The sequence below is a fragment of the Aquincola tertiaricarbonis genome (genome assembly GCF_000969605.1).
Lineage (GTDB): Bacteria > Pseudomonadota > Gammaproteobacteria > Burkholderiales > Burkholderiaceae_C > Aquincola > Aquincola tertiaricarbonis.
On the sequence record NZ_JZUE01000016.1, the window covers coordinates 116,032 to 128,878 of the forward strand.

General features: G+C 70.4%; 11 protein-coding genes. 2 read left to right on the top strand and 9 right to left on the bottom strand.

Annotated elements, in window-relative coordinates:
• Window positions 1-177: 177 nt before the first annotated feature.
• From VO99_RS18250 to VO99_RS30370, 3 genes are all read right to left on the bottom strand, one after another.
• Window positions 178-1,398: a multidrug effflux MFS transporter gene (locus VO99_RS18250; RefSeq protein ID WP_046114336.1), complete on the bottom strand. Its 1,221-nt coding sequence runs from the start codon at window positions 1,396-1,398 to the stop codon at window positions 178-180.
• A 363-nt stretch (window positions 1,399-1,761) separates the two neighbouring features.
• Window positions 1,762-2,424, bottom strand: a complete 663-nt coding sequence (locus tag VO99_RS18255; protein ID WP_046114337.1) for a glutathione S-transferase family protein — start codon at window positions 2,422-2,424, stop codon at window positions 1,762-1,764.
• On the bottom strand, window positions 2,421-2,867 hold the full coding sequence (locus tag VO99_RS30370; RefSeq protein WP_157039632.1) for a hypothetical protein: 447 nt from the start codon (window positions 2,865-2,867) through the stop codon (window positions 2,421-2,423). Before VO99_RS30370 ends, VO99_RS18255 begins: the two co-directional genes overlap by 4 nt.
• Before the next feature lie 152 nt (window positions 2,868-3,019).
• On the opposite strand from VO99_RS30370, the gene VO99_RS28995 reads away from it, so the two are divergent.
• A complete protein-coding gene (locus tag VO99_RS28995; RefSeq protein WP_052736438.1) occupies window positions 3,020-3,259 on the top strand; it encodes a hypothetical protein in 240 nt (79 codons plus the stop codon).
• A gap of 928 nt (window positions 3,260-4,187) precedes the next feature.
• Here the strand turns inward: VO99_RS28995 and VO99_RS32000 are convergent.
• Both VO99_RS32000 and VO99_RS18275 read right to left on the bottom strand, forming a co-directional pair.
• The gene (locus tag VO99_RS32000) at window positions 4,188-4,412 is read right to left on the bottom strand and encodes a cupin domain-containing protein (RefSeq protein WP_375136404.1); all 225 of its coding nucleotides are present in this window, start codon (window positions 4,410-4,412) and stop codon (window positions 4,188-4,190) included.
• A 151-nt stretch (window positions 4,413-4,563) separates the two neighbouring features.
• Window positions 4,564-6,657, bottom strand: a complete 2,094-nt coding sequence (locus VO99_RS18275; protein ID WP_046114339.1) for an oxidoreductase — start codon at window positions 6,655-6,657, stop codon at window positions 4,564-4,566.
• A gap of 95 nt (window positions 6,658-6,752) precedes the next feature.
• Here VO99_RS18275 and VO99_RS18280 point away from each other — a divergent pair, with 95 nt between their 5' ends.
• Window positions 6,753-7,691: a LysR family transcriptional regulator gene (locus VO99_RS18280; protein ID WP_046114340.1), complete on the top strand. Its 939-nt coding sequence runs from the start codon at window positions 6,753-6,755 to the stop codon at window positions 7,689-7,691.
• Here the strand turns inward: VO99_RS18280 and VO99_RS18285 are convergent.
• Genes VO99_RS18285 through VO99_RS18300 form a run of 4 tightly spaced genes read right to left on the bottom strand, consistent with a single transcriptional unit; the run spans window position 7,676 to window position 12,802 of the window.
• Window positions 7,676-9,172: an NAD-dependent succinate-semialdehyde dehydrogenase gene (locus VO99_RS18285; RefSeq protein WP_046114341.1), complete on the bottom strand. Its 1,497-nt coding sequence runs from the start codon at window positions 9,170-9,172 to the stop codon at window positions 7,676-7,678. The two genes, VO99_RS18280 and VO99_RS18285, sit on opposite strands and share 16 nt — an antisense overlap.
• 2 nt (window positions 9,173-9,174) lie before the next feature.
• The gene (locus tag VO99_RS18290) at window positions 9,175-10,278 is read right to left on the bottom strand and encodes a tartrate dehydrogenase (protein ID WP_046114342.1); all 1,104 of its coding nucleotides are present in this window, start codon (window positions 10,276-10,278) and stop codon (window positions 9,175-9,177) included.
• Window positions 10,275-11,903 (bottom strand): ABC transporter ATP-binding protein, encoded by a 1,629-nt coding sequence (locus VO99_RS18295; RefSeq protein WP_046114343.1) that lies wholly within the window; start codon window positions 11,901-11,903, stop codon window positions 10,275-10,277. Before VO99_RS18295 ends, VO99_RS18290 begins: the two co-directional genes overlap by 4 nt.
• Window positions 11,903-12,802, bottom strand: coding sequence for an ABC transporter permease (locus tag VO99_RS18300; protein WP_083440718.1), 900 nt, complete (start codon window positions 12,800-12,802; stop codon window positions 11,903-11,905). The genes VO99_RS18295 and VO99_RS18300 overlap by 1 nt, the downstream gene beginning before the upstream one ends.
• Window positions 12,803-12,847: the final 45 nt, after the last annotated feature.

The following is a 12,847-nucleotide window of genomic DNA, read 5'->3' on the forward strand; positions in this document are numbered from 1 at the left end:
CTGCGCCTGTGCTGCCTGCTCAGGCACAGACCGCCACCGTGTCAGGCGGCTGGAGCACGCCCGACGGCAGCGCGCTTAGGCGGCAGAGCGCCGGCCCGGCCAAAGTGGCCGACTGGCCAACGCGCAGCCGAGCGAGGGTCTCCCGCGGATTGGTGGTGACCCCGTTCATGCACCGAGTTAACGGCCGCGGCCTGTCCGCGCGTCCGCCGGGCGGGCACTGTGGCGCAGGCTGCCCCAGGCCAGCACCGCGGCGATCCAGGCGCCGGACGCCATGCCGGCCACCATGGGCAGCGGCCGTCCGTCGGTGAACAGGCCAACCACTGCCATCATCAGCGTGCCGGCCGCCATCTGCAGCGTGCCGAGCAGGGCCGAGGCTGCGCCTGCATGGGCGCCGTGTTCCTCCAGCGCTAGCACCGAAGTGGTCGGAATCACAAGCCCCATCAGCCCGCTGGCGATGAAATACAGCACCAAGAGCACCACCAGCCGGTCGCCGCCCGCGGCGTAATACAACAGCATCGCGCCCATCACCGCTGCGCAGGCGGTGGCGGCGCCACGCGCCAGCGGCGCCATGCCAAAGCGCTCGCCCAGCGGACCGTTAAGCTGGGAGGCACCGAAGAACGCCGCCGCATTCACCCCGAAGGCCACGCTGTAGATGCCCGGCGACAGGCCATAGTGGTCGATCATCACGAACGACGAGTTGGCCAGGTAGACGAAAAAGCCCGCCATTGCGAAGCCGCCGGTGAACACCAAGCCCAGGTAATGGCGGTCGCGCAGCAGCGCGCCGTACACCGCGGCAGCATTGCCCCGCGATGCGGCCCGGCGCTCGGCCGGCAGGCGAGTTTCTGCCAGTGAGGTGGACATCAGCGCCATGCCCGCCAGCGCTGCCACCGCCACCGCCCAGAACACACTGCGCCAGCCGGCCAGCGCGATGGCCAGGCTGCCCGCCAGCGGCGCGAGGATGGGCGAAACGCTGAACACCAACATCAGCAGCGACATCAGCCGCGCCGCGTCGGTTCCGGTGTGCAGGTCGCGTACCACCGCCCGGGGGATGGCCATGCCCGCCGCCGCGCCCAGCCCCTGCACGAAGCGCAGTGCCACCAAGGTGTGGATGTTGGTGGCCAGCGCGCAGCCAACGCTGGCCAGGGCGAACAGCGCCAACCCGGCGTACAGCGGCGGCTTGCGGCCGAAGCGGTCGGACAACGAGCCGAAGACCATCTGCCCCGCGGCCAGAGCAACGAAGAACACTGTCAGGCTCGCCTGCACCGCCCCTATGCCGGCGCCCAGGCTCGCACCGATGGCCGGCAGCGCGGGCAAGTACATGTCGATGGCGAATGGCCCAACGGCCGAGAGCAGGCCCAGCACCAGGGCCAGGCGGAAGAAGCGGGGAGACGAGGACATGCCCGATTCTGGACCGGCTCATGCACCGTCCGACCCACGCTTGCCCCGGCTTCCCGGAACCAGCGGCGCAGCATGTTGGCGTTTAAGCCATTGGCCAATGCGACAGCGGCAGCCGAAATTTTGGACTGGCCGGCCAACTCGACGACTTGCGTGTTGAAAGCTGCCGAATGCCGCCGCCAGCCCCGCACGGTGCGGAACGCAGGTTGACCCGTGCTCGATTCCGAAGTGTCCCTAGGTCCACGCACGTCATGTCGTGGACACAAGCATCCTGGTGCGGGTACCAGGCCCAAGGTGACTTTGCCGGGCGCCTACGTCCAAGCGGGGAACGCGCGGTGCACATGCGGCCATGCGCAACCGGGCGGGTTAACGGGTGTCGGGTGCGGGCACGGTGGAAACGCCCTGGGCCTGCGCTGCGGCAAGCTGCGCTGCCAGCGCACGCTGGTAGCCGGCGCGTTGCTGCAGGCGGCTCCACCAGGCCTGCACGGCCGGCGTGAACCGTGCCTGCAGCCCGAGGTGTTCAGCCAGCATCACGGCATAGGCCACCGACACGTCGGCGGCGGTGAAGCGGCCGGCACAGACGAAGGGCTGCGCGCCAAGCCGCGGTTCCAGCGTGCGCAGCCGGGCGAGGAACCAGCGTGCATAGTCGTCGGCCACCTGGGGCAGGCGACGTGCCTCGGGTTCGAAGTGCCGGTAGCGCAGCACCAGCGTCTGCGGAAAGGTCAAGGTGGCCTCGCCGAAGTGCAGGTGGTTGAGGTAGGCCGCGTAGTCCGGCTCATGCACGCCGACATCCAGCGTGCCGGGTGCATGCCGTGCCGCCAGGTATTGGCAGATGGCGGCCGACTCGCTCAGTCGCGCATCGCCGTCCAGCAGCAGCGGCACGGTGCCAAGCGGATTGACTTCGAGGTACTCGCGCGCCTGGGCCCGCGGCGGGAACGGCAGCATCCGCAAGTCGTAGGGCAGGCCCAGTTCCTCCAGCATCCACAGCGGGCGGAACGAACGAGCGCTGAGGCAGTGGTACAGGATCATGAGGCGGCCAGTGCCTGCGGCGTGCTGGCGATCAAGGGCCGCAAGGCGGCTGCCAGCGACTTTACCAGTGCCGCGGACTCCCACACCGACGAGGGCCCGGGCGAGAACGCCGTGTCGTGCACCGCGCGGCTGCGCAGCTGCTTGAGGTCGTTGTCGGCATCGATGTGCTCCGGCGTGCCGTGCAGCAGCGGGTGCAGGACCCGCACGGCGACGGAGCCCTGCCCGCATGCGGCGGACGGCCGGACCAGCGTTTTCATCATCTCAACGGTGAAGGTTGGCCAATCCATGATCCGAGCATAGCGCCGGGCCACAGGCACAGCCTCGCGGGCCAAAGGCCCGGTGACACGAGCGCTGACGCCGCTGCCAACGCCGGAACATTCGTTGCGCTGTGGCGCCACGGTGGCAAAGAATGCCAACGATCTGCCAGAAGCGAGGATGACCACGCTTTCTCATCGCATCATCAGCCAGTCGACTGGCGCCCCGGCCACGGCCGTGTATGGCCTGGCCCGGCAACTCGAGCGCATGCCCGAATGGGCGTCCGGCCTGGCGACCGGCGTTCGACGAGAGGCCGGCGCCTGGATCGCGGAATCGCCCGATGGGCCGCGTGCGCATCGACATGACGCCCGACAACGGCCTGGGCGTGCTCGATCACGACGTCGCCCTGCCCGATGGCACCGTCGTGCACAACGAGCTCCGGGCGACGCCCGCCGGCAATAGATGCGTGTTGGCCTTCGTGTTGCTGCGCCAGCCGGGGGTCAGTGACGCGGCCTTCGAGAGCGATGCGGCCCAGGTCGCGCGCGACTTGGCCAGCGTGAAGGCCTTGGCTGAACGCTGAATCGTACCGCGCACACTGGCCAGCGCAGCGGCACACGTTTCGATGGACGGCCAGCGGCTATCGGCGATGACCGCGGCCACCGTGCTTGACGTTGATGCCGCGCCATCCACGGCGACCAGGTACTCCGCGCACCGCGGCAGTGGTGCCCAAGCTTTCCGTTGGCTCCGCCGCATGGTGCCGCGAACGGTCGAGTGACCGGCACTGCCTGCAGCGGTCATTCGGGCGCCACGAGTCGGCGTCAGCAGCCTGCGCAGTCAAACATCCAAGATCGGGCCGGCAATGCACCCTTTTGACCAAAAGCGGGCCGTCAACGTCCGCTTCGCGGTCGCCTGCCCGAGGGTGAGGCGGCGCTGCCGGTCCGTGGCAATCCTGGCAGCGGACTGTCTCTGCACGGCGGCGGGCTATCGCCCCCGTCGAACGCACCCTTTCAAGCTGACTGCAGGCCTGCCCTCCCCTCGGCAAGCCACAGCCGTGTCCGCGAAGCGGACGGTCAACGCACCGTTTCGACCCATAGCGGGCGCCGAACGGGCGCATCCGCGCACGTTCAACCGGACGGTCGACGTGACCGGCAGGCAGTGGCCGCTAGGCAGCGTCCGTTGGCGGTGAAGTGATTGGCGGCCAGCTGCCTCTGCGACGGCGTGTACTTCGGCGAGCGGTTGTATGCCGCAGGAAGGTCCTGACGCTGCGCGTACGCCCGATGCAAGCCCTGAGTGCGTTCTTCGGATACCCGAGCTGCCGGATGGTGAGGCCAACTCTCTTGCCCAGCTTGATCTAGAGCGGAACGGCACTCGATCGTCGTACGTACATGAACTACCCCAGAAGGTAGTCCAAGGAATCGTCCGCACTCCACCGGGTCAGTCTAAGACGATCGTCAGCAGCTGCCCCGCACTTCAGCCCGGACCCGGCTTGTCCACGTTTTGCCGGAGTGCTATCTCTTTTGCATGAGCACCATTAACGTGGCCCCGCCGGTAGGGCAGGCCACCACGTCATGCGGGCGCAGCGGATAGCGCCGGTCGCCGAAGCGCAGTTCGCCCTCCCCTTCCCGTATGACGAACACCTCTTCCTCGCCGCGGTGCACATGGAAGGGGCACTGCGCCATGCCCGGCGGCAGCTCAGTCAGGTCGTAGCGCAGCCCCCGCGCCCATTGAGGCACTGAGCAGTGAGCGCCGTGAGGTTAGAAGCTCGTTGGCCTCGATGTCGTCGACCACGACATCGGTCAGGTTGCCGAGGGGCTTGCGCACGGGCGTCGCCACCGTGGGGGCGCCTCCTACGTAATTTCCGGGCCCGGCGGCGCCGCAGAGCGATCACAGCACCCGGCACAGCCGGAAGGCCTCGTAGACCGCCGCATGGATGTCGCGCGACGCATGCGCATCGCCGATGCGGTAGAGCGCCGGCCGCAAGCTGCCCGCGCTGCCCCCGCTGCCCGCGACCGCGGCGGGCCCCGGCTGTGGCTGCCCGGCGACAAAGCGCTCCAGGTCCAGCTCGCCGTCGTTGGCGGAAGCCGGCCGCAGCGCATCGAACAGCTCGGTCACCGGCGACATGCCCAGCTCCACCACCACCCGGTCGGCGGCGATCAGCAGCGGCTGGCCGGTGAGTTCATGGCGCAGCTGCGCCTGCCCCCGGCCGGCCACCAGCTCCACCGCGGTGAGCCGCAGGTCGTGGCGCACGGTCACGCCCAGCTCGGCCAGCCGGCGGCGCCAGATGATCTCGTCGCCCCGCCCGCCGAGTTCCTGGCCCAGCTGGCCGTCCAGCGTCGCCAGCGTCACGCGGCGGCCGGCCATCGCATGCCGCTCGGCGCACAGCAGCGCGTTGTGGCGGCCGGTGCCGTCGTACACCAGCACCTCGGCCGCCGGCTGCAGCGGCGCGGCCAGGGTGTCCACCACGCTGTCGCAATGCCCGGCGCCCGGCAGCTGCTCCAGCGATGGCACGCCGCCGGTGGCCACGATCACCACATGGGGCCGGCAGGCCAGCACGTCGGCGGCCTCGGCATAGGTGTTGAGCCGCAGCGGCACGCCCAGCCGCGCCAGCTCGCCGAGCCGCCAGTCGACGATGCCCACCAGGTCCTTGCGCCAGCTGCCCTGGGCCGCCAGCAGCACCTGGCCGCCGGCGCGCGGCCCGGCTTCCAACAGCTGCACCGCATGGCCGCGCAGCGCGGCCACGCGCGCGGCCTCCAGCCCCGCCGGGCCGGCGCCCACCACCACCACCGTGCGCCGCGTGGCCGCCGGGTCCACCTCGTGGGCGATCCATGTCTCGCGGCCGGTGGCTGGGTTGTGGATGCAGGCCGCCTGGTGGGCGCGGCAGAAGGAGGCGCCCACGCAGGGCCGCACCTCGTCCTCGCGGCCGGCGGCCAGCTTGCGCACCAGGTGCGGGTCGGCCATGTGGGCGCGGGTCATGCCCACCAGGTCGATCAACCCGTCGGCGATGGCATGCCGCGCGGTGGCTAGGTCGGCGATCTTGGCCGCATGGAACACCGGCAGCCGCACCGCCTGCTTGAAGGCCGCGGCCTGGCGCAGCCACGGCGCGGAGGGCTCCGACATCGTGGGCATGTTGTCCACCACCAGCGACAGCCCGGTGTCCATGCGGCCATACACCACGTTGAAGAAGTCGAACAGGCCCGAGCGCTCCAGAATGGCCGCGGTGCGCACGCTGTCGTCAAAGCCCAGGCCGTCCTCCACCGCATAGCGCAGGCCCACGATGAAGTCGCTGCCCACCTGCTCGCGGATCTCCTCGTGCACCATCAGCACGAAGCGGCAGCGGTTGTTCATCGAGCCGCCGAAGCGGTCGGTGCGCAGGTTGGTGCGCGGATTGAGGAACTGGCCCAGCAGGTGGCCGCCGGCCAGCGTCTCCAGGCCATCGAGCCCGCCGTCGCGGCAGCGCTGCGCGGCCTGGCCGAAATACTTCACCACGCGGCGGATGTCGTGCTCGCTCATCTCGCGCGGGATGCTGCGGTGCAGGGTCTCGCGCAGCGCCGAAGGCGCGATGGTGGGCAGCCAGTCGCCGGCATAGGGGCTGCCGCGCCGGCCCATGTGGGTGATCTGGCACATCAGCGCCGCGCCGTGCGCATGCATGCGGGCCGAGAAGCGCTGCAGGTGCGGCACCACCTCGTCGGTGCCCAGGTCGATCTGGTTGAAGACGTTGGGGCTGTCGATGCCCACGTTGGACGAGCCACCGAACATGCTCATCGCGATGCCGCCGCGCGCCTTCTCCTCGTGGTAGCGCTGGTAGCGCTCCTGCGGGAAGTCGTTCTCGGTCAGCGTGCTGGCGTGGCTGGTGCTGATGATGCGGTTGCGCAGCGCCAGGTGCCGCAGCTGGAACGGCCGCAGCAGCGGATCGGCCGTGCGCGGCGTGGGCGGCGTGCCTGGCGGCGCGGCGGCTGGGGCGGGATGCAGCGGAATCATCGGTGGCCTGGCGGAGTGCGGGTGTGCGCCGATTGTGGTGAGCCGCCAGCGCGCTGTCGCTGTACATCTGGGGCCATGCTGCCTAACATGGTGTTATGCACCAACAGCCCCCGCCCGAGCGCCCCGTGTTGCGCTCGGCCAATGCGCTGCGGGTGTTCGAGGTCGCTGCGCGGCACCTCGGCTTCACGCCGGCGGCGGCCGAGCTGTGCGTCACGCAGGTGGCGATCAGCCGCATGGTGCGCCGGCTGGAGGACGACATTGGCGTGCCGCTGTTCGTGCGCACCGGCACCCGGCTGCAGCTCACCGAGGAAGGTTTGCTGCTGTCGGCCGCCGTCACCACCGGCTTCGGCCAGATGGAGGCCGCGCTGCGCGAGATCCGGCGCCGTCGGCAGGCGCGCCCGGTCGTCACGCTGTCGGTGTCCACCGGCTTCGCCTCGCACTGGCTGATGCCGCGCATGGCCGGCTTTCAGCAGGTGCTGCCGGCCATCGACCTGCGGCTGGTGCTCAGCCAGGCCATCCTGCAGGGCAGCGTGGAGCAGGTCGACCTGGGCATGCGGCTCGACCCGACCGACCGCGGCCTGGCGCAATGGCCCTTCTGCCCCGAGCTGGTGCTGCCGCTGTGCAGCCCTGCCTGCCTGGCGCAAAGCGGCCCGCTGGAAGCGCCGTTGCGGCGCGGCGGCACCACGCTGATCCACCTCACGCAGACCACGATGGGCTGGGACGATTACTTCGCCCGCGCCGGGCTCCCAGCACCGGCCGGTGCGCGGTCGCTGGCGTTCTCCGACTATGCGGTGGTGCTGCAGGCGGCGCTGCTGGGCCAGGGCGTGGCGCTGGGCTGGGTGTCGGCCGCCTCGGGCGCGATGCGCAGCCGCCACCTGGTGCCCGCGGGCGGGCCGATGCTGGCCACCGGCCGCAGCTACCGACTGGTGGCGCCCGGCGGCCGCAGCCGGCCGGAGGTAGCGCAGGTGGTGCAGTGGCTGCAGGCCGAGATGCAGGCCGACCTGCAGGCGCTGGGGCTTCAGCCGGCAGGCTGACCCAAGCCGCCCTGGCACACGTACTTCACGTGCTGGTAGTCCTCCAGCCCGTGCTGCGAGCCTTCGCGGCCGTAGCCTGATTCCTTCACGCCGCCGAAGGGCGCCGCCTCGGCGGCCAGCGCACCTTCGTTGATGCCGACGATGCCGGTCTCCAGCGCATCGGCTATGCGCCAGATGCGCTGCACGTCGGTGGAGAAGAAGTACGCCGCCAGGCCGAAGGGCGTGTCGTTGGCCGCGGCCACCACCTCGGCCTCGGTGGTGAAGCGGGTCACGGGCACCACCGGGCCGAAGGTTTCCTCGCAGCTGCAGGCCATGGTGGCGTCGGCGTCCACCATCACCGTGGGCGCGTAGTAGTTGAGGCCCAGGGCCGGCAGCCGCTGGCCGCCCACCACAACGCGGGCGCCGCGCGACAGCGCGTCCTGCACATGGCGGTCGATCTTGTCCACCGCACGGGCATTGATCATCGGCCCAATCTGCGAGGCGGCGTCGGTGGCCGGGCCCACCTGCAGCACCTCCACCCGATCGGCCAACAGCGCGACGAAGCGGTCGTGCACCGCCTGCTGCACGAACACCCGGTTGGGGCAGACGCAGGTCTGGCCGCCGTTGCGGAACTTGGCGGCCATCAGGCCTTCGACCGCCGCTTCCAGGTCGGCGTCCTCGAACACGATGAAGGGCGCATTGCCGCCCAGCTCCAGCGACAGCTTCTTCAGCGTGCCGGCCGCTTCGCGCGCCAGGTGCTTACCCACCGGCGTGGAGCCGGTGAACGTAATCTTGCGCACCCGGGCATCAGCCAGCCACACGTCCACCACCTCGGGCGTGCGCTCGCGCGAGGCGGTAACGATGTTCAGCACGCCGGCCGGCACCCCGGCTTCCTGCGCCAGCCGCACCAGGGCCAGCGAGGTGAGCGGCGTGTCCTCCGCGGGCTTGCACACCACAGTGCAGCCGGCGGCCAGCGCCGGGGCGATCTTGCGGGCGATCATCGCGGCCGGGAAGTTCCACGGCGTGATGGCGGCCACCACGCCCACCGGCTCCTTCAGCGCCAGCATGCGGCGGCCGGCCACCGGCGGCGAGATCACCTCGCCGCCGCCCCGCACCGCTTCCTCGGCAAACCATTCCACATAGCTCGCGGCATAGGCCACCTCACCCCGGCCTTCAGCCAGGGGCTTGCCCTGCTCGCGGCTGACGAGCCGGCCCAGGTCTTCCTGATGCTGCAGGATCAGCGCATTCCAGCGCTTGAGCAGCTGCGCACGCTGCTTGGCCGGCACCGCCCGCCAGGCCGGAAAGGCGGCATGGGCCGCGTCCACCGCGGCCTGCGCATCGGCGGCGCCGCTGTCGGGCACGGTGGCAAACACGGCATCAGTGGCGGGATCGCTTACCTCGAGCCGCCGCGCGGAGGCGGCGTCCCGCCATTGGCCGTCGATCCAGTTGCGGCCGGGCATCAGGTCGTCGCGCACGAGCGCCAGGCTGTGGAGGGTTGACATGTCTAGACAGGCGTTGAAGGAATGGATGCCGCTAGGCGGCGGGCGATGGCTGTGCCCATCTCGGTGGTGGAGGCGGTGCCGCCCAGGTCTCGGGTGCGAGGGCCACTGGCCAGCGTCTGCTCGATGGCCTGCACGATGGCGTCGTGCGCATTGTGGTGGCCCAGGAAGTCCAGCATGAGCGCACCCGACCAGATCATGGCGATCGGGTTAGCGATGTTCTGGCCGTAGATGTCGGGCGCCGAGCCGTGCACCGGCTCGAACAGGCTCGGAAAGCGCCGGTCCGGGTTGAGGTTGGCCGAGGGCGCCAGGCCGATGGTGCCGGTGGTTGCCGGCCCCAGGTCGGACAGGATGTCGCCGAACAGGTTGCTGGCTACCACCACGTCGAAGCGGGTGGGCTGCAGCACAAAGCGCGCCGACAGGATGTCGATGTGCTGCTTGTCAACCGTCACCTCGGGGTAGGCCTGCGCCATGGCATCGGCGCGGCCGTCCCACCAGGGCATGCTGATCGCGATGCCGTTGCTCTTGGTGGCCACCGTCAGGTGCTTGCGCGGGCGCTGCTGCGCCATCTCGAAGGCGTACTTCAGCACCCTGTCGGTGCCGTGGCGCGAGTACACCGATTCCTGGATGACGATCTCGCGCTCGGTGCCCTCGTACATCACGCCGCCCAGCGCGGTGTACTCGCCCTCGGTGTTTTCGCGTACCACCAGGTAGTCGATGTCGCCGGGCTTGCGGTGGGCCAGCGGGCAGGGCACACCCTCGAACAGCCGCACTGGCCGCAGGTTGACGTACTGGTCGAACTCGCGCCGGAACTTCAGCAGCGAGCCCCACAGCGAGACATGGTCGGGCACCGTGGCCGGCCAGCCGACGGCGCCGAAGAGCAGCGCGTCCATGCCCTGCAGCTGCTGCTTCCAGTCGTCCGGCATCATCTGGCCGTGAGCCGCATGCCAGTCGCAGCTGGCCCAGTCAATGTCGGTGAACTGCAGGTCGATGTCGAATCGCGCGGCCGCCGCGCGCAGCACGCGCAGGCCTTCGGGCATCACTTCCTTGCCGATGCCGTCGCCAGGGATCACAGCGATGCGATGGGAGGCTTGCCGAGTGTCGGTCATGCTGAATGCACGGGCTGTGCCGCGTCCATTTGGTCGAGCCAGCCGCGGCGCAACTCGGGCACCGAACGTTCCAGCAGTTGGTAATAAGGATGGTGCGGCCCGCGGTCGAAGTCGGCCCGCGCCACCTGCGCCAGCTTGCGGCCGTGCTGCATCACCACGATCTCGTCGCACACGGCCTTCACCGTGTGCAGGTCGTGACTGATGAACAGGTAGGACACGCCCAGCTCGCGCCGCAGCTCGGCGATCAGATCGAGCACCGCGGCGCCCACCACCGTGTCCAGCGCCGAAGTCACCTCGTCGCACAGGATCAGGTCGGGGTCGGCGGCCAGCGCGCGGGCCAGGTTCACCCGCTGCTTCTGCCCGCCCGACAGGCCGCCCGGCAGCCGGCCGGCCACGGTGCGGGGCAGCTTCACCAGGTCCAGCAGCGCATCGATGCGCTGCTGCAGCGCCGCGCCGCGCAGGCCCTTGTAGAACTGCAGCGGCCGGGCCAGGATGCACTCGATGGTCTGCGACGGATTAAGCGCCGTGTCCGCCATCTGAAACACGATCTGCACCCGGCGCAGCTCGTCCTTCGTGCGCTCGGCCACGGTGGGCTTGAGGATGGCGCCGTTGAAATGGATCTGGCCCGCGCTGGGCGCCACCAGCCCTGCCACCGCGCGCGCCAGCGTGGTCTTGCCGGAGCCGGATTCGCCGATCACGCCGATGGCCTGGCCGCGGTACAGCTTGAGGTCGATGTCCTGCAGGACGGGCTTGCTGGACTTGCCGCGGGCATCCAGCGGCCCGTAGCCGGCCGACAGCTGGCGCACTTCCAGCAGCAGCTGGCCGTCGCAGGACATCGCGCCACCTTCGCGGGGTGCCGGCTGGGCCGCCGCCAGCAGGCTGCGGGTGTAGGGCTGGGCGGGCTCGGCCAGGATTTGCTCGGTGGTTGCCATCTCCTGCATCACGCCGTTGCGCAGCACCAGGATGTGGTCGGCCATCTGCGCCACCACGGCCAGGTCGTGGCTCACGTACACCGCGGTGGCCTTGCGGTCGCGCACCACGCGGCGAAAGGCGCGCAGCACCTCGATCTGCGTGGTGACGTCCAGCGCGGTGGTGGGCTCGTCCAGGATCACCAGGTCGGGGTCGGCGATCAGCGCCATCGCGGCCATCAGCCGCTGCAGCTGGCCGCCCGACACCTGGTGCGGGTAGCGCTGGCCGATGCTCTCGGGGTTGGGCAGCGCCAGTTCGCGGAACAGCTGCACCGCCTTGGCCTCGGCCTCGGCGCGGCTCATCAGCCGGTGGATGCAGGCCGGCTCAACCACCTGGTCCATCACCGTGCGCGACGGGTTGAAGGAGGCGGCGGCGCTCTGCGCGATGTAGGCCACGCGGCGGCCGCGCAGCGCACGCTGCCCGGCCGGCGAGAGGTGCAGCACGTCGGTGTCGCCAATACGCACGCTGCCGCCGGTGATGGTGCAGCCGTGGCGTGCGTGGCCCATCAGGGCCAGTGCGGTGGTGGTCTTGCCGGAGCCCGATTCACCGATCAGCGCCAGCACCTCGCCGGGACGGATGTGGAAGCCCAGGCCATCGACCAGCACCTGGCCGCCGGCCTGGATGGTCAGGCCCTGCACCGTGACGGAAGCGCCCATCAGCGTGCTCCTCTTTCCCGGGCCATGCGGCCCGGCAGGTTGTCGATGACCAGGTTGACCGCGATGGTCAGGCTGGCGATGGCAAAGGCCGGTGCCAGCACGGCGGCATGGCCGTCGGCCAGCGCGCCGATGTTCTCGCGCACCAGCGAGCCCCAGTCGGCGGCCGGCGGCTGCACGCCCAGGCCGAGGAAGCTCAGCCCCGCCAGCAGCAGCACGATGTAGACGAAGCGCAGGCCCAGGTCGGCCAGCATCGGCCCCACTATGTTGGGCAGGATCTCGCGCAGCATGATGTAGGCCGTGCCCTCGCCCCGGCTGCGGGCCACGGTCACGTAGTCCATCGCATTGATGTTGACCGCCAGCGAGCGTGCGATGCGGTAGGCACCGGGCACGTAGATGACGGCGGCGGTGGCCACCAGCACCGGGATGGACGAGCCAAAGCCGGCCACGATGATCAGCGCGAACATCTTGCTGGGAATGGCGGTGAGCGTGTCCAGCGTGCGGCTGAGCACCGCATCGATCCAGCGGCCGCTGGCTGCCGCCAGCAGCGCCAGCGTGGTGCCGATGCCGCTGGCCAGCAGCGTGGCCAGCAGCGCCACGCCCACGGTGTAGCGGGCACCGTCGATCACCCGGGCCAGCATGTCGCGCCCCAGGTAGTCGGTGCCCAGCCAGTGCTCGGCGCTGGCCGGCGCGAACACGGCCGCGCCGCCCATGGCGCTCATGTCGTGCTGCAGCAGGCTGGGGCCGAAGGCCGCGGCCAGCATCCAGAACAGCAGCACCGCAGCACCGAGCAGGCCGGGCCAACCCATGCGGCGGCGGCGTCGGGCCGTGGCGGCAGCGGTGACGGCCGCCGCTTGGGGTTCGGCGGCCTCGGCCACGTCGGCCAGCGCAGGCAGCGCCATGGCGGGCGGCACCGCCGCGGTGGTGGTGGAGTGCATTGGGCGGGC